Here is a 17,338-nt window from a genome sequence, read left to right on the forward strand (position 1 = left end):
ACACAAATCTAAACTTAAAAACTGTGTCTATTATTTTTCATATTAACTGATACTGTGACCATTAAAAATAAATCAGTAAGATCAAAAAATGGTAAGGACTTAAAAGCCATATTTTTAATTTTAAAATCAGTAGGAGTGGTCTATGTCTGTTGTTGCATTTAAACAAGTTGATGTTTTTACTTCACAAGCATTTAAAGGTAATCCTGTCGCAGTCATTATGGACGCCAGTACCTTAACATCTGAACAGATGCAGGAAATTGCGAATTGGACGAATCTTTCTGAAACGACATTTGTGCTCCCTGCGACCGATTCGCAAGCTGATTATCAGGTTCGAATTTTTACTCCACAAAGTGAGTTGCCATTTGCAGGACATCCTACAATTGGTACTGCCTATGCTTTGCTTGAAGCGGGCCTCGTGACAGCTAAAGAAGGTAAGCTGGTACAGCAATGTGCTGCGGGTTTGGTAACGCTTACCGTAAGTGACTCAGGGCATATTTCATTTGAACTCCCTAAGCCTAAAATTACACCATTAGATGCAATGCACACTGAGAAATTAGCAGAAATTTTAAAATGTAAAATTAATACTCAATGGAACGCCACATTGGTTGATGTAGGCGCACGTTGGATTGTATTACAAGCGGTAAATGCCCAAGCTGTTTTAGATAGCCAACCAGACTTTGCTGCTCTAAAAGAACATGATTTAGAAATGAAAGTTGGTGGAGCGACGGTTTATGGTTTTTATGAAAATAATGATGAGCAAAAACATATAGAAGTCCGCTCATTTGCTCCTTCAATTGGAATAAATGAAGATCCAGTTTGTGGCAGTGGGAATGGCAGTGTGGCGTCTTTCATTCGTCACTATGGTATTTTACCAGCACAAAATGACACAGTTCTTTCTTCACAGGGGCAGGCTTTAGGCCGTGACGGACAGCTTCAACTTGAATTGCATCAGGATAAAATTTTAGTGGGTGGAACGGCTGTTACCTGTATTGATGGCACAATCAAGTTATAAAACACATATAAAAAAACCGAGGACTGTGCCTCGGTTTTTTTAATTAGAAAAATCTTATTTTTCTACGAACGCACGTTCAATTACGTAGTCGCCCATTTCACCCATACGAGGTGATTCAACTAAACCGTGTTGGTCAAGTAACGCAGCAACGTCTTTTAAGAATGCAGGGCTACCGCAAAGCATTGCGCGGTCAGTTTCACGGTTAAAACGTGGTAAACCGATTTTTTCAAATAAAGCACCAGTTTCAATTGCAGTTGTTACACGGCCTTGAGTGTGGAAAGGTTCACGAGTTACTGTAGGGTAGTAAACAAGTTTGTCTTTAATACCTAACTCTTCAAAGAATTCATTTTTTGGAAGCTCATCCAAAATTAAATCTTGGTAAGCTAATTCAGAAATATAGCGTGTACCATGAACAACGATTACTTTTTCAAAACGTTCGTAAGTTTCTGGGTCACGAATAATTGATAAGAATGGTGCAAGGCCAGTACCAGAAGATAAAAGGTACAAGTTTTTACCCGGTAAAAGGTCATCATGAACCAAAGTACCTGTCGGTTTTTTAGAAATTAAGATTTCATCGCCAACTTGTACTTTTTGCAAAATTGAAGTTAAAGGACCATCTTGTACTTTAATTGAGAAAAATTCTAACTCTTCTTCGTAGTTTGCACTTGCAATCGAATACGCACGCATTAACGGTTTGCCATTCACTTCTAGTCCGATCATTACGAACTGACCATTTTTAAAACGTAAGCTAGTATCGCGTGTAGTTTTAAAACTGAAAAGTGTGTCATTCCAGTGGTGAACATGAGTAATGCGTTCGACGTTAAAAGCAGCCATTAAAGGTCTCGATCACGATTAAAAGAAAACAGATAGCTATTCTAATCTAATTTCATTCCCGATAAACTGAATATATTTAATTGTGTTTATAAGAAAAAGTGATGAACAATTCTGTCACCTTCCCCATAATTGGCCACATGTGTTCCCCATATCGTGAAAAATTTGGTATTCCACGCCAGCCTAATTTGGTAAATATTGAGTCTTATATTGATATGGTAGAACCTTATAATGACTTATTGGCATTTGAGGGAATTGAGCAGTTCAGTCATCTCTGGCTAGTTTGGCAGTTTCATGACAACAAAAATCAGGGGAGTGCCGATAAATTCCGTCCACAGGTTCGTCCGCCACGTTTAGGGGGGAATGAAAAAATTGGGGTGTTTGCTACACGTAGCATGTATCGACCCTCTCCAATCGGGCTTTCAGTTGTAAAACTGAATAAAGTGGAAAAAGTCGGTAAGTCTGTTCGAGTCTATATCACAGGAAGTGATTTATTAAATGGTACTCCAATTTTAGATATCAAACCTTATATTCAATATTCTGATGCAATTATTGATGCAGAAAGTGGTTATGCACATGCAGAACCTGAACGTAAGTCAGTCGTTTGGTCAGAAGCTGCGTTAACAGCGCAAAAATATTTTCTGCAAAATAATGAAATAGATGCTCAATACATTGATGAGCTTGAGCAAGTTTTAGCTTTAGATCCTCGGCCTGCCTATCAAGAAGATGCTGAACGAATCTATAAAATGAAATTTTCAGACTTTGATATTCATTTCAAAGTCGATCAATTTGTAGTTACTGTGATTGATGTGGTGAAGACTTCTTAGCTTGCACAGTAGAAATCTTTAAAACCAATGGATGTTGAGCCAAAGTAAACTAATAAAGATAGCCATATGAATGAGTTGGGCGGGAACGAAAGCAAGGGCATAGCGTAGCCCGCCCGAAATTGCAGAGTTCACACTTTTGGCAAGAGCATGAACTGCAAAGCCTCCTAAAAATGCAATTAATAAAGGTGTCATATGGCTGCTATCAGGTTCACCTTGCACAATGACTGCCGCAATAGCTGCATGTATTTCAAATAAAGATGCGAGCAGAGTACCTGCGATTAACCCAGCATCGCCTAAAGAGATACTTAAGCCATAAACACCAGCCTGAATGAGGGTGAGTGTGCCTACAATAATAAGGGCTTCTTTTAAGCTAAACATTCTTGAATCGAGTTCGGGCGAAGTTGTACTGGGCTCTGCTTTACGTAATAAAATGAAAGCCCAGATTGCTAAAACTGCCAATGCAATAAGGGTAGGAAATATAATCAGCTTAAACCAAGCAAAGCTAATCCCAATCACAATAATTAAAGTTTGAATGAGTGTTGAAACACATGACATTAATGCAGCGCCTGCATTTGTAGTTGCATTGGCTCTGCCAGAGCGTACTTCTAAACCTAAACTGGCAATGGTCGCTGTACTGGAAACAAATCCAGAAGCTAAAGAAGAGAGTAATAAAGCGTTTTTAGATGAGAGTAACCGTTTCGCAATATGGGCGAGTGCTTGTACAAATAAGATCAAAGTGAGTAATTTTAAAATCACATGCGGATTTAAAACTGGACCCCAAAAGGGTTTATTGGGTACTAAAGGCAGCGCTATTAACAGTAAGGCAAGTAGAAAAATACCATCACGCAATTCTGATTCAGTAATCCACTGACTGGCAATGCCATGCATAGACTGTTTTGCCAATAAAATAATGGTCATGATTACGGCGAGTCCAGCGGCCAATGAGATATTCCAAATACAAAGTGCCCCAATAAAGTAAGTCATAATAAAGGCAAGTTCGGTAGTCACACCGGGGTCATTAGGCTGATTTTTGAGAGATACAATACTAATTGCCCCAATGAGAAGGGCACCTACAATTCCAATTTCAGTGCCGAATAAAAAACAGATGGCGCCTAATAATGAACTAATTGCAAAAGAACGAAATCCAGCAAACGTTTTGTATTCATGTTTAAGCTTACTTCGCTCACGTTCTAAACCAATTAATAAGCCACAACCGAGCGCCGCAGCAATGACGGTAATGAATTCTTCAAATGAAGTTGTTTGTAATGACATTGTCATTGGAAGCTCCATATTACTTCCTCTTTGGTTTATTGTTATAAGTAGATTTGAATCGTTTTAAAAATCATATATTCACGTTCAGTTTATGCTTTTTATTATAGTGAGCATAGTGTCTTTTTTAGACAAAACCACATACACAGTATTTTTATAAATATGAACTATGACGCAAAAAAATATTAAGTTGAGAATTGGTTTAATTATTTGAAGTTAAAGAATATTTAAAATTAGGGTTTAGCAATTTTCTGGTGAGTTAAATCAAAAATATCTCTGCTATATTATAAAAATATATTGGGGATAACGCATGAATGCACATGTACAAATAGATACGTATTGGTGTCTAGAACAACTATTACAAGAAGGCCGGATTACAGAACGAGATAAATTACTGGTACAGTCAAGCCACCGCCAAAAAGACCAGTTAAAGTGGCATCCATTACAGTGGATTGCACATTTTAATTTAAAAGATCAGCAGCACACACACGCTCATTTAAGTTTAAACCGCTTGTGTTTATGGTTTGCAGATCTGGTTCAGCTCCCTTTATTTGTGATTGATCCTTTAAAGGCAGATGTTAGTGCTTTAACGCAGGTAATGTCACAAGAGTTTGCTATTCGCAATCATATTTTAGCTGTTGAAATTCATGCTGACCGAATTGTGATTGGAACAGATCAACCATTTCAAACAGATTGGCTAAACAATTTAGAGCGAAGTCTCGCGCCTAAAAAAATTGAGCGGGTATTACTTAACCCTGAACAGTTGCAACGCTATTTGCGTGAATATTATCAGGTCAGTCGTGCGGTAAACTCCGCTCAAAAAGATGCAGCTCATGAACGTGACACTAAAAATGTTGAAGCGCTTTTGCAGCTTGGCGATAGTCAGAACCCAGATGCGAATGATCAGCATATTGTGAAATTGGTTGACTGGATTTTACAATTTGCATTTGAGCAGAGTGCCAGTGATATTCACATGGAACCGCGTAAAGACAATGGTAAAGTCAGGTTTCGTATTGATGGTGTGTTGCACACCATTTATAACATGCCATCAAATACGCTGACTGCCGTAATTTCCCGAATTAAAATTTTAGGGCGTTTAAATGTAGCGGAAAAACGTAAACCGCAAGATGGTCGATTAAAAACACGTACACCTAAAGGTCAAGAAACTGAACTCCGTTTATCAACCTTACCAACAGCGTTTGGTGAGAAACTGGTCATGCGTATTTTTGATCCAGATGTGTTGGTACGTTCTTTTCATCAGCTTGGTTTTGAAGAGAGTTTATTACAACAGTGGCAGCAATTAACAAAAAATAGCCATGGGATTATTTTAGTCACTGGCCCCACAGGTTCAGGTAAAACCACAACGTTATATTCATCTTTAAAGCAGCTTGCAACTGATCAGGTCAATGTCTGTACCATTGAAGATCCGATTGAAATGTTAGAGCCTAGTTTTAACCAAATGCAGGTCAATAATGCAATTGAATTAGGTTTTGCAGATGGTGTTCGTGCACTTATGCGACAAGATCCAGATATTATTATGATTGGGGAAATTCGCGATCAAGATACAGCAAATATGGCCATTCAGGCGGCACTTACAGGTCATTTGGTATTATCAACTTTACACACCAATGATGCGCCGTCCAGTTTGACTCGCTTGCATGATTTAGGTGTGCAGCCATTTTTAACGGCAGCAACTATTTTAGGTGTATTGGCACAGCGTTTAGTGCGACAACTTTGTCCACACTGCAAACAGCAAACTCATATTAATGAGGATGAATGGCAACATTTAACATTCGACTACATTATGGAAATGCCAGAAAAAGTTTATCAGGCAGTTGGGTGTGAACAATGTCGTCATACAGGCTATAAAGGGCGAGTCGGTATTTATGAATTTATGCCAGTCAGTCTTGAGCTTAAGCATCTTATTAGTAGCCATATGACCTTAAATGATTTGAGAACGCAAACTAAAAAAGAAGGTATAGAACCCTTAAGAATTGCGGGCGCTCGTAAAGTGATTGATGGTCTTACAACATTAGAAGAGGTATTGCGGGTTGTGCCATTAAATTAACTTTTTCTTAAGATTCACCTCATCTATGCCTGTTGTACTTACGCTATTCGAAGAGGTGGTTAAAAAGGTGATCTTATGAAAATGCTTAAAGCGATACTAATGACTACGGGTCTAACTGTTACTGGTGTAGCTATGGCAAATATACCTGTGAATCAGGCAGCAATTGTACCAGCAACTCTGACAACTGTTAAGCATGCATTAACGGCAAAAGATAATACACCAGTCAAATTACATGGGCAGGTTGTAAAATCTTTAGGCGATGAAAAATATCAATTTCGTGACAAGACGGGTAGCATTACAGTGGATGTAGATGATGAGCTTTGGCAGGGTCGTCCTATTTCAGCAAATACAAATGTCACTCTAATTGGTGAAGTAGACATCGACTATAAACCTTTAAAACGTGTAGAAATTGAGGTCGATCAAGTTCAGTTTTAATTCATTGATCTCTGAATCTACTACTTTTAGCCGCATTTAAATGATGCGGCTTTGCTTTTTTTATAAAGGCTTGGCAAGATTAAAACAGCATATAACAGGAAAAATAGATGAGAATTTTGCTTGCAGAAGATGATCGCTCTCAAGCTGAAAGTATTCAATCATGGTTAGAGTTAGATGGTTATCAGGTCGATTGGGTGGAAAGGGGTGATTATGCGCTTACGGCAATCGAACAGCATGACTATGACTGTATTTTACTTGATCGGGGACTGCCGCAATTAGCGGGTGAGAAAGTTCTAACAACGATCCGTTATAAACAAAAAAATGTTCCTGTTATTTTTATTACCGCACGTGACAGCATTCATGATCGCGTAGAAGGACTAGATTTAGGTGCAAATGACTATTTGGTTAAGCCTTTTAGTTTAGAAGAGCTCTCTGCCAGAATTCGCGCTCAATTGCGTAAACAAACGTTAAGTCAGCAATCGATTTTAACGTGGGGTGATTTGCAACTTGATACACAAGCGAAAGTTGTATTAAGTGCTGGCAAGTCTATTGATTTAACGGCAAAAGAATTCCAAATATTGCGTAAGCTGATGGTTCATCCAGAACATATTATTACCCGTGATCAATTAGAAGAAGCACTCTATGCATGGGGTGAGGAAATTGAAAGTAACGCCATCGAAGTATTTATTTATCAGCTTCGAAAAAAAATCGGAAGTAGCTGCATTAAAACCATACGGGGACTAGGCTACCGTATGGGAGATTTAAAATGAAATCGAATCGCTCATCCTTGCAGTCGCAACTGGTTAAAACCACCATGTGGAGTAGTGTGGTGGTGGGCTTGGTAGCTTTAAGCTTACTTACCATATTTTCTGTTTATCACAACATGTCAGTGCAAGACGAAATCATGGATGAAATTTCAGATACTTTGCTGGTTTCTGACCTTTCTAAACATTCTATGAAACAGTTTGATCAGCTCAGTGATGAATTTGATATTCAGTATGAGTTATTAAGCTCTGGGCAATTACTTACTCATTCTCATAGTTATCAGCATGAACTTTTTGAACAAGGAAAGTTATCTGAAGGTTTTTCATATTTTTGGTTTGATGGTCAATTATGGCGTAGTCTGGCTGCACAACAAGAAGACTCTCAACTAGAAGTTGAAGTCTTTCAGCCAATGAATACACGCATTGAAGAAGTACTCAAAGCACTTGCAGGCTATAGCGGTCTTATGGTGTTGTTCTGGTTGCTGCAATGGGTCATCGTAAGTTGGCGTACCGAGCAACAATTGGCTGCGCTAAACTTACTTTCTATACGTATTGCCCAAAAAACAGCTTCAAATTTAGAACCAATTCAAGATCCAGATGTCATTACCGAAATTCAGCCTGTGATTGATGCTTTAAACCAATTACTTGCAAGATTGCAAAGAGCATTAGTGGCTGAGCAACGTTTTACAGCAGATGCTTCCCATGAGCTACGTTCTCCGTTGTCTGCCATACAAATGCGCCTTCAAGTTTTACAGCGTAAATATCAACATGTTCCAGAACTTCATCAGGACTTTGAGCGCATACAAGAAGACGTTTCAAGAAGTACAAAAGTACTTGAAAACTTACTGCTTCTGGCTCGCCTAGAACCCAATGAAGCAGAGCAGCCACAACTTCCAAAAACAGTTATCGATTTAAATTATTTATTGGCTAGAGTCATTGAAACTGTAACTTTAGATGCGAATGCTAAACAGATGTTGATAGAGACAAATACCTTGTCGACAGAAACTAAAACTTTTGCAAATGAAGAATTACTGTTTATTGCTTTTAGAAATTTATTTGATAATGCCATTCGTTATAGCCCGAATTTAGGTTCTATTCATGTCGAGATTAGTCAGGACGAACAGCAAATTAAAGTTGCTATAGAAGATACAGGAAATGGTGTAGATGATGAGGTATTGCAACGTTTAGGACAGCGTTTTTTTCGAGTATTAGGTACTCAGCAGCAAGGTTCAGGGTTGGGAATTTCAATTACACGAAAAATTATTGAATTGCATAATGGTGAATTGCGTTTTATGCATGCTAAACAGGGTGGTTTGAGGGTAGAGGTTAATCTTCCATTATAAAAAAATAGCATGGTTACCCATGCTATCCATTTTTTGTTTTCCCACGAATATTATTGAAACGCGAGTGTATTTTTTATTTAGTTAAAATTAGACGATTATTGCGAGTGAGGCGTAAACGATATTCCTCGCCAGCATGCATAATGCGGATTTCACGGCCTAATGCAAAGAGGTTGTTAGAATGTAACATTGGTAAGGCATGAGCTGTTTCATTGTTACGAGTAAATAAGCTAAAAGGTGCGTTCATTTGTTGTGCTCCGTGGTATGTTCTTGAACGATTTAAATGATAATCATTATCGAATAGATCTGTCAATGAGATTTTTAAGATTTTATAAAATGATAAAATTTGCTTACACTTGAGAAAAGTTTTAGAGAGTAAAAAAATGCCCAAACCAATCGTCGATGTCGCTATAGCAATCTTGATCCATCGTGGAAAAATACTAGTTGGATGGCGCGAAGAGCAGCAGCATCAAGGTGGAAAGCATGAGTTTCCGGGGGGAAAGGTTGAGCAAGGTGAAACACCCGAAGAAGCTTGTCGCCGTGAAATCTATGAGGAAGTGGGTATTGGTTTAAAAGATTGGCATCAATTTGATTATATTCATCATGAATATGACGACATTATTGTCAATTTACATTTATTCCATAGTTATGTGCCTGAAGAACTATTAAATCTTATTCATCAACCATGGGCATGGTACACACGTGAACAATTACTTCACTTAAACTTTCCGAAAGCCAATAAAGACATCATAAAAAGATTGTATTGGCCGCATTTTATTAAAATTAGTCCTACGCTGACACCAGTCGAAAATAATGACATTTTAGTGTATTGGCGTTTTGAAAAAGATAATTTTGATCAGGCAGATCTAGAAAAGTTAGCTCTTTTAGATACCGATCAACTTTCAAAATTAATCGTGAATGTCGATGTTTGGCACAAGCTAAAACCTGAGTTAAAAACTCATATAAAAACAGTACATCTTAAGCAATCCCAATTAATGAGTTTGCATAAAGGCGACTTGGAAGTGGGAGTACGTTTTATTGCTGCTTGCCACGATGCGGTTTCTTTACAGCATGCTCAGCAAATTGGCTGTGATGCTGTTTTTATAAGTCCTGTCAAAGTAACAGAGACCCATCCAGATGCGACCGCATTAGGGTGGGATCGTTTAAATGACTTGATTGAGAAATGCCAGATTCCCGTATTCGCTTTGGGAGGCATGAGTCCTGATGATTTAGTCACAGCACAGCAACACGGTGCGTATGGCTTGGCGGGGATTCGTAATTTTTAATAAGACATAAAAGCATTAAAAGTTAGAGCGCTTTTAATGCTTGTTGTGCTTCTTGAACAGTTTTTTGATTATTACGTTGTTGCCCAGCTTTTAAAATGGTTAGCCAAAGCTGTTTTTTCATTGCTGGGCTCTGAGCAAAGCTTAAACCACGTCGTGCTAAAGACTCAGCATTAGAATATTGCTGTTTATGATTTGCAGTAAGTGCAAGAAATAAATAAGTCTCAGCTGCTTGCGGTGCTAAACGCTGTGCCTGAAGTGCATAGCGTTCAGCTTCTGACCATTGCTGGTTTTTATAAGCCTGCTGTGTTTTTTGCATTAAAACTTTAAATGCAGGTAACTGGCTGCCATCATCACTAAAATGTTGAGGATTTTTCTGTTGAGGAACGATCACCTGTAAATTTTTGCGTTGAATTTCCGGATGATCATAAGGTGTAATTTTTACACCCGATGGAGTTTCCGTCTTTTTGACTGGAGGAGTAGGTGTTTTCTCTTTGGAGTCAGAATGATCAGGCAAGGTTGTACAGCCGACCATAAGAACAGCACCAATATAAAAAACACCTTTCTTCAACATATCCTAATTTCCTGTTTACACTTAGTTATTATAACTACCACTTGAAATTACACGTGAGTTATTTGACAGATCTTGTTGCATCTGACTTTCGCTTTCACGAATATAACTGTCGGTATTATCATCCTGAGAGTCAGGCGTTGTGTTATCACTTTGTGGCGTATATGTTGGATCAACTTGATAATAAGGTGCTCCACATGGCGTAGCACGGTGCGGAACCGTATGTGTTAGCATCGGAATATACATAGCGCCATCACAAGCCTGAGCAGATAAATCACCCGTTGCACGATCAATCCACTGCCACTGTACAGTGTCTGGTTGACGTATATTCACAGGAGTTTGACGTAACTGTTTCATCACGTTAGTCCATACTGGCAATGCACCAGATGAACCAGTTAAACCCGTTACTTTATTGTCATCTAAACCTAACCATACTACAGCGACATGGTTACCCGAATAACCAGCAAACCATGAGTCACGTGTATCGTTAGTTGTACCTGATTTACCTGCCAATTTTAAAGCTGGAGATAAGCTGCTATAGGCTGAACGACCAGTACCCGAAGACATGACCTGTTGTAAACCATAATTCATGATATAGCCAACAGCTGGATCAATCGTTTGTTGTACATTGAGGCCATAACGGTCAAGTAAACGACCATTCGCATCTACCACAGATCGAATTGCACGAGTTGGATATTTAAAGCCGCCTGTAGCGAAGTTCTCATAGATTCCGAGTACTTCCATTGGTGACATATTGACTGCCCCAAGGAAAATAGAAGGGTAGGCAGGAATCGTTGATTCAACACCAAACTTTCTTAGATTATTGGTAAATGTTGATAAACCAAACTCTTGACCTAAACGTACAGCAGAAAGGTTGTATGAGTTTGCTAATGCTTCGCTCAGACTTACTACACCATGTCCACCACCACTATAGTTTTTAGGTGTCCAGCTTTTACCGCCATCTACAGGAACACTGATTGGTGCATCTTCAATTTGGCTTGCCCAGTTATAACGTCCAGATTCAATCGCACTTAAATAAATGACAGGTTTCAATAAAGAACCGACTTGGCGTTTTGCATCTAAAGCACGGTTAAAACCAGTAAAGTCTTGTGTAGAGCCAACTGCTGCAACAAGCTCACCATTTTCAGGATGGGCAATTAGTACAGCACCTTGTAGATTTTTCAAACGTGCTGGGTTGCTGTTTGCTAAGCGGTCTACTGAAGCTTTAAACGCATTTTGAACTTGAGTTTGAGTAATTGGGTCTAAGGTCGTAAAAATACGTAAGCCCTGATTGGTTAAATCACTTTCTTGATATTCTGTGCGTAATTGACGACGTACAATATCTAAAAAGTCTGGGAATTTTGCAGGCCCTAAACTTGGTTTACTTAATACATTTAAAGGACGTGCAATTTCATCTTCATATTCGGCTTGAGTTAAATAACCCATCACACGCATGTTGTTTAATACGGTATCGCGGCGTTTTTTTGCACCTTCAGGGTTTTTCCAAGGATTATATAAAGAAGGGCCTTGTACCAAACCTACTAAATAAGCTTGTTGTGCAACGCTAAGTTCACGTAATGGTAAACCAAAATAAAATTGTGAAGCCAAACCATAGCCATTAATTGAGTAGCTACCGTTTTGGCCCAGATTCACTTCATTTAAATAGGCTTCTAAAATTTCATCTTTACTGTAATGCAGCTCGATGAGCAAAGCCATTAAGGCCTCATTAACTTTACGTTTTAATGTACGCTCAGGTGTGAGATAGAAGTTTTTAACTAATTGTTGAGTCAGGGTTGAGCCACCTTGACGCTTTCCACCTGTGATATTACTCACTAGTGCACGAGCCGTACCGCGAATTGAAATACCATGATGATGATAAAAATTGCGGTCTTCTGTAGAAATTAAAGCTTCAATGAGTGGTTTAGGGACATTATTCAGTTTAATGAGTACACGGTCTTCATTGTGTTGAGGATAAATTCCTCCAATGAGTAACGGTTCTAAGCGTGCAACGCCAGTTGAAGAGGGTTTAGTACTTCGAACTTCAACAACTTGATCATTTGCAAAACTTAACTCTAAGACTTGTTCAGGTTCAACACTATCGCCGTAGTCAAAACCACGTGTGTGAATATACATGTTGCTGCCTTGAGCAACATAACTTCCAGACTTGTCATAATTACTTGAAGTTTTGTAACCCAGTAGCTTCAATTCTTGAGTGAAATTTGCTTGGGAAATAGGCGCGTTGTTATAAATTTCCAGAGGTCGTGCAAACACTTTGGCAGGAATATCCCACCGTTGTCCTTCAAATTTTTCACGGATAATATTATCTAAACGAATCAGATAGATACTAAGAGCAATAAAAGCACCAATGACCAAAATGGAAAAGATTAGTGCAAAGAAACCGATACCACGTTCAAACTTCATAAAAATGAGATAAAACCCTAACAATGCCTGTAATGATGCGATAGCTTGTCATCAATTTGCAATGATAAAACTGTGAATAATTGGAAAACTTAGATTGAATTTTACAGCATCTTGTAGTTATGTTTTTTTAAATTAATCAGGTTAATGTTATTATAGGCAAGTATCGCAGCGGAGCTTACTCATTCGTGCAAATTTCACATAAGTCCTTCAGAAACGTCGGGTTAATCGGTCGACCAGATAAATCATCAGTTGTAGAAACACTATGTTTAATTCATGATCATTTATTGAACCTAGGTTTAAACCCCATTTTTGATCAGGAAACTGCTGAATTAGTGCCTTATGATCATGCACAGGTAGTAAGCCGTCATTTATTAGGTGAAGTTGCTGATTTAGTTATTGTAGTTGGCGGGGACGGTTCTTTACTGCATGCAGCAAGAGCTTTAGTTCGTTACAATACACCTGTTATTGGTATCAACCGTGGGCGATTAGGTTTTCTAACCGATATCAAACCGTCAGAAGCAATTTTTAAACTTGACCAAGTGCTTCAAGGGCATTTTCAACTTGATCGCCGTTTCTTGCTTGAAATGGAAGTGCGAACAAATGGCGAAGTCATTTATGATGCCATTGCTTTAAATGATGTCGTTTTGCATTCGGGTAAGTCGGTCCACATGATTGACTTTGAACTTAACATTGATGGCCAATATGTTTATCGCCAACATAGTGATGGTTTAATTGTTTCGACTCCAACTGGATCAACGGCTTATGCGTTGTCAGGTGGTGGACCAATTTTACATCCAAGTATGGATGCGATTGCATTAGTTCCAATGCATCCCCACACATTGTCATCACGTCCTATCGTAGTCGGTGGACAAAGCGAAATTAAGATTGTTATTCGCGAAAATCGGGTATTACCGATGGTGAGTGCAGATGGTCAACATAGCATATCGCTCAATGTTGGAGATAGTTTACACATCCGCAAACATCCATTTAAACTAAGTTTATTGCATCCACCAGGTTATGATTTTTATATGGCCTGCCGTACCAAACTTGGTTGGAACCAAGATTTTGAATCTTTCCAAAGAGATGAATCATGAATATTGAACAAATGCTATCTATTTTAAACCCTGAGATTGTAGAGCGTTTAAAAACAGCAGTAGAAATTGGTAAATGGCCAAATGGCGTTGTTTTAACAAAAGAGCAGCGTGAAACTTGTATGCAAGCTGTAATTGCTTGGGAGTTAAAGAACTTACCAGAAGAGCAGCGTAGTGGCTATATTGACCGTGGTACGAAAGAAGAGGGTGAGGTTTGTGAAGATGATCATCACAAACATGAGCCAGAATTTAAACCAATTCGTTTTGTTTAAAACCGCATTTTAGAATAAAAGAATAAATCGTATTAGCATTTGCTATCGCGTCGGCGACATGGATGTCGCCTGTTGAGCAACAGTACAAGAACGTACTGTTTGCTCAACGAAAGATTTTTGTTACTTTTCATCTTTGAAAAGTAAGTATTGCCTATGCAACAACATCGAAGAGACATGGCGTATAAGGCTGTATGAACTAAATTTTATCTTTTAGCCCTGAATTTCTTGTTTCCCATAATAGTTTTGCTTTTTGCATCGCTTCTTCAAAGCTAGCAACAACGCCCATCGTATATAACGCAATACCCATTGTTTCAGTTACTGCCATTTCACCATATTCATGATGCTGTTGACCAAGCCATACTGCCTTAAAAGTAGCTAAATCTAATTCTTCTTCAATTGGGCTACGTTCAGGCGTAAGCTTTGGCAACTCATGTTCATAGAGCTCACCATTTTTAATACCACAAATGAGAGTTTTAGCATCGGGGTTTCGCTCAAATTCACCGCCTTCACCTTTAATGACTGCACTATTTTGATAGCCTAAGCGAAGCGCACTATGCTGATGAGAGGTCCTATACGCTGGATGAAAGATAGCTTGTAAGGTAGCTTTAGCATTAAAAGGATTAATTAAACGGGCTAAAGTATGAATAGGTGAGCGTAAACCCATTACATTTCTTAAAGAAATTAGTTCACTTAAAACTGGTGAAATCACATCTAATGATAAGTAGGCAAAATTTTGTTCTGCTAGTTGTGTACGCACTTCTTGTTCAGAATGACAAATTTGATAACCCAAATATTCTAAAACTTGCTCGGTATAGACGCGGTTAAGCGTGTGGCCTGATGCACCATGCATAACAATCTTATGGCCATGCTGTGCAAGTGTGAGAGCTGCTAACAAAAACCATGGGTAATGTTTACGTTTACCCGCATAAGATGACCAGTCTAAATCAACGTCTAAAGGTTGAAAATTGAGTTGATCTCTAGTGGCTTGAACAAATCCCGCGAGTTCATCAATAGATTCTTCTTTAACACGAAGTAGCATTAAAAAAGCACCTAACTGCACATCAAGCACTTCACCTTTTAAAATCATGCTAAATGCTTGATAAGCTTCTTCATAGCTTAAAGAGCGTGAACCACTTTTTCCCTTACCTAAAATACGGACATATTGAGCGAATGGGTGTTCAGCATCTTTATAGATATTACGTTTAGTATTCATGGTGGTTCAAAAACAATAAAAATGATGGGATGTAGGCAGCTCAGAATGAAATGTCCACAAGTATTTAATCAATATGACATAAAAAACTGTCGAAAAAATATCAAAAGTGTTTCTTATACTAAAGTCTTAAGGCTGCATGAGTGTTTTTTGCGCGTATTAGCTAAAAATTTAACCGAATCATTATTTAATTCGAGTACACTTTCTCGTGCTTTTTTGAGCACTCATATCATAATTTTCTGTGATTCTCCTATATCTTCAGCTTTTTATTGAAAAAGTAAGAGGTTATTTCTAACTACTCAAAGTGGTTAGAAACTTCAGGTATTCTCCTGTTTTAGAAAACAACTTTTTTTGTTTTCATTGAGGTAGTAGGAAGGTTTTTTGTTTACAAAGAACCGTTTCCCTTTTGCGGTGTTCATGTGAAAGGTTAGGGCTGTGTATTCGTAAAGAATAGACGTTTCATTTTGGTATTTCCAACGGACTTGGAAATATAGATTGAAGTAAAGTTATGGCTAAAAAACCGATTTATAAATCACTTTATTTTCAGGTGATTATTGCGATTATTGCGGGTGTTTTGGTAGGGCATTTTTCCCCAAGCTCAACGCAAATTGTCAATGGTGTTGAACAGCATATCCCAGGTTTAGGTGAGAAACTCAAGCCATTAGGTGATGCCTTTATTCGTTTGATCAAGATGATCATCGCTCCAGTTATTTTCTGTACCGTGGTCAGCGGTATTGCTGGCATGGAAAGCATGAAGTCAGTCGGAAAAACTGGCGGCGTCGCGTTGTTATACTTTGAAGTTGTTTCAACAATTGCACTTCTGATTGGCCTTGTTGTAATTAACATTGCTAAACCGGGTGTAGGGATGAATATTGACCCTACAACTCTAGACACCTCGGGCATTCAAAAATACGTCAGTTCTGGTGAGTCACAATCTACCATTGATTTCTTAATGCACATCATTCCAGATACGGTTGTTGGCGCATTTGCAAATGGTGAAATCTTACAAGTCCTTCTTTTTGCAATTCTCTTTGGTTTTGCTTTACATAAGTTAGGTGATGCAGGACGTCCAGTTTTAAAATTTATTGATCAAGTTGCACATGTGTTCTTTAACATTGTGAACATGATTATGAAACTGGCTCCGATTGGTGCATTCGGTGCAATGGCATTCACCATTGGTAAATATGGCGTTGGTTCACTTGTACAATTAGGGCAATTAATTCTCTGCTTCTATGTTACGTGTTTACTCTTTATCTTCTTGATTTTGGGTACAATCAGCCGTATGAGTGGATTCAGTATCCTCAAAATGATTCGCATGATTCGTGAAGAGTTATTAATTGTACTTGGTACATCTTCTTCTGAATCTGTTTTACCTCGCATGTTGCGTAAACTCGAAATTGCAGGTTGTGAAAAGTCTGTAGTTGGTTTGGTTATTCCAACAGGTTATTCATTTAACCTAGATGGAACGTCAATTTATTTGACTATGGCAGCAATCTTTATTGCTCAGGCAACGAATACTCAGCTTGATATTCAACATCAGATCACTTTGTTATTAGTACTCTTAATTTCATCTAAGGGTGCGGCGGGTGTAACTGGCTCTGGCTTTATTGTTATGGCGGCAACTTTGTCTGCTGTAGGACATATTCCAGTTGCAGGTTTGGCATTGATTTTAGGTATTGACCGTTTCATGTCAGAAGCACGTGCTTTAACTAACCTTGTTGGTAACTCTTTAGCGACAATTGTTGTTGCTAAATGGGTCGGTGCTTTAGATAAAGATAAGCTTAATGATGCTTTAAATAATCCAGATGAAGTCGACAGAAAAATGATGGAACCAAAAAGTCCTCAAGTCGCTGAAGGTCTAGATTAATTCAAATAAATCTATATAAAAAAGGAAGCTAAAGCTTCCTTTTTTATTGGCTGACTGAAAAGTACAGTTTTAATGAG

General features: G+C 38.4%; 16 protein-coding genes. 10 read left to right on the forward strand and 6 right to left on the reverse strand.

Annotated elements, in window-relative coordinates:
* Nucleotides 1-142: 142 nt before the first annotated feature.
* Nucleotides 143-1,012 carry a PhzF family phenazine biosynthesis protein gene (locus ODQ17_RS03915; protein ID WP_250375383.1) on the forward strand — a complete coding sequence of 290 codons (870 nt, stop codon included), beginning with the start codon at nt 143-145 and terminating at the stop codon, nt 1,010-1,012.
* 54 nt (nt 1,013-1,066) lie between these two features.
* On the opposite strand, the gene ODQ17_RS03920 is transcribed toward ODQ17_RS03915, so the two are convergent.
* The gene (locus ODQ17_RS03920) at nt 1,067-1,846 is read right to left on the reverse strand and encodes a ferredoxin--NADP reductase (RefSeq protein ID WP_005307052.1); all 780 of its coding nucleotides are present in this window, start codon (nt 1,844-1,846) and stop codon (nt 1,067-1,069) included.
* A 101-nt stretch (nt 1,847-1,947) separates the two neighbouring features.
* Between ODQ17_RS03920 and tsaA the strand changes: the two genes are divergently transcribed.
* Nucleotides 1,948-2,670, forward strand: a complete 723-nt coding sequence (gene tsaA / locus ODQ17_RS03925; protein WP_322901827.1) for a tRNA (N6-threonylcarbamoyladenosine(37)-N6)-methyltransferase TrmO — start codon at nt 1,948-1,950, stop codon at nt 2,668-2,670.
* An 18-nt stretch (nt 2,671-2,688) separates the two neighbouring features.
* On the opposite strand, the gene ODQ17_RS03930 is transcribed toward tsaA, so the two are convergent.
* Nucleotides 2,689-3,960, reverse strand: coding sequence for an MgtC/SapB family protein (locus ODQ17_RS03930; RefSeq protein ID WP_250375385.1), 1,272 nt, complete (start codon nt 3,958-3,960; stop codon nt 2,689-2,691).
* Between the two features lie 289 nt (nt 3,961-4,249).
* On the opposite strand from ODQ17_RS03930, the gene ODQ17_RS03935 reads away from it, so the two are divergent.
* From ODQ17_RS03935 to ODQ17_RS03950, 4 genes are all read left to right on the forward strand, one after another.
* Nucleotides 4,250-6,007: a GspE/PulE family protein gene (locus ODQ17_RS03935; protein ID WP_322901828.1), complete on the forward strand. Its 1,758-nt coding sequence runs from the start codon at nt 4,250-4,252 to the stop codon at nt 6,005-6,007.
* A gap of 75 nt (nt 6,008-6,082) precedes the next feature.
* Nucleotides 6,083-6,442, forward strand: a complete 360-nt coding sequence (locus ODQ17_RS03940; protein WP_322901829.1) for a NirD/YgiW/YdeI family stress tolerance protein — start codon at nt 6,083-6,085, stop codon at nt 6,440-6,442.
* Nucleotides 6,443-6,549: 107 nt separating this feature from the next.
* Nucleotides 6,550-7,212 carry a response regulator transcription factor gene (locus tag ODQ17_RS03945; RefSeq protein ID WP_005307039.1) on the forward strand — a complete coding sequence of 221 codons (663 nt, stop codon included), beginning with the start codon at nt 6,550-6,552 and terminating at the stop codon, nt 7,210-7,212.
* Entirely contained in the window at nt 7,209-8,549 is a 1,341-nt protein-coding gene (locus tag ODQ17_RS03950; RefSeq protein ID WP_322901830.1) for a sensor histidine kinase, read from the forward strand. The genes ODQ17_RS03945 and ODQ17_RS03950 overlap by 4 nt, the downstream gene beginning before the upstream one ends.
* A gap of 73 nt (nt 8,550-8,622) precedes the next feature.
* Here ODQ17_RS03950 and hemP read toward each other — a convergent pair whose 3' ends face one another.
* Nucleotides 8,623-8,793, reverse strand: coding sequence for a hemin uptake protein HemP (hemP, locus tag ODQ17_RS03955; protein ID WP_004643472.1), 171 nt, complete (start codon nt 8,791-8,793; stop codon nt 8,623-8,625).
* A gap of 136 nt (nt 8,794-8,929) precedes the next feature.
* Here hemP and ODQ17_RS03960 point away from each other — a divergent pair, with 136 nt between their 5' ends.
* Nucleotides 8,930-9,832: an NUDIX domain-containing protein gene (locus tag ODQ17_RS03960; protein WP_322901831.1), complete on the forward strand. Its 903-nt coding sequence runs from the start codon at nt 8,930-8,932 to the stop codon at nt 9,830-9,832.
* Nucleotides 9,833-9,854: 22 nt separating this feature from the next.
* Here ODQ17_RS03960 and ODQ17_RS03965 read toward each other — a convergent pair whose 3' ends face one another.
* Nucleotides 9,855-10,403, reverse strand: coding sequence for a tetratricopeptide repeat protein (locus tag ODQ17_RS03965; RefSeq protein WP_322901833.1), 549 nt, complete (start codon nt 10,401-10,403; stop codon nt 9,855-9,857).
* A 21-nt stretch (nt 10,404-10,424) separates the two neighbouring features.
* The gene (gene mrcB / locus ODQ17_RS03970) at nt 10,425-12,821 is read right to left on the reverse strand and encodes a penicillin-binding protein 1B (protein WP_005307032.1); all 2,397 of its coding nucleotides are present in this window, start codon (nt 12,819-12,821) and stop codon (nt 10,425-10,427) included.
* A 185-nt stretch (nt 12,822-13,006) separates the two neighbouring features.
* Between mrcB and ODQ17_RS03975 the strand changes: the two genes are divergently transcribed.
* Nucleotides 13,007-13,915 carry an NAD(+) kinase gene (locus ODQ17_RS03975; protein ID WP_004791221.1) on the forward strand — a complete coding sequence of 303 codons (909 nt, stop codon included), beginning with the start codon at nt 13,007-13,009 and terminating at the stop codon, nt 13,913-13,915.
* Entirely contained in the window at nt 13,912-14,184 is a 273-nt protein-coding gene (locus tag ODQ17_RS03980; protein ID WP_004791223.1) for a YeaC family protein, read from the forward strand. The genes ODQ17_RS03975 and ODQ17_RS03980 overlap by 4 nt, the downstream gene beginning before the upstream one ends.
* Before the next feature lie 196 nt (nt 14,185-14,380).
* Here the strand turns inward: ODQ17_RS03980 and ODQ17_RS03985 are convergent, their stop codons facing one another.
* Nucleotides 14,381-15,397 carry a glycosyl transferase family protein gene (locus ODQ17_RS03985; protein ID WP_322901836.1) on the reverse strand — a complete coding sequence of 339 codons (1,017 nt, stop codon included), beginning with the start codon at nt 15,395-15,397 and terminating at the stop codon, nt 14,381-14,383.
* Nucleotides 15,398-15,902: 505 nt separating this feature from the next.
* Between ODQ17_RS03985 and ODQ17_RS03990 the strand changes: the two genes are divergently transcribed.
* Complete coding sequence (locus ODQ17_RS03990; protein ID WP_005307027.1) at nt 15,903-17,261, forward strand: dicarboxylate/amino acid:cation symporter; 1,359 nt, start codon at nt 15,903-15,905, stop codon at nt 17,259-17,261.
* Nucleotides 17,262-17,338: the final 77 nt, after the last annotated feature.

The organism is Acinetobacter sp. IRS14 (assembly GCF_034650275.1).
GTDB classification, from domain to species: Bacteria; Pseudomonadota; Gammaproteobacteria; order Pseudomonadales; family Moraxellaceae; genus Acinetobacter; species Acinetobacter oleivorans.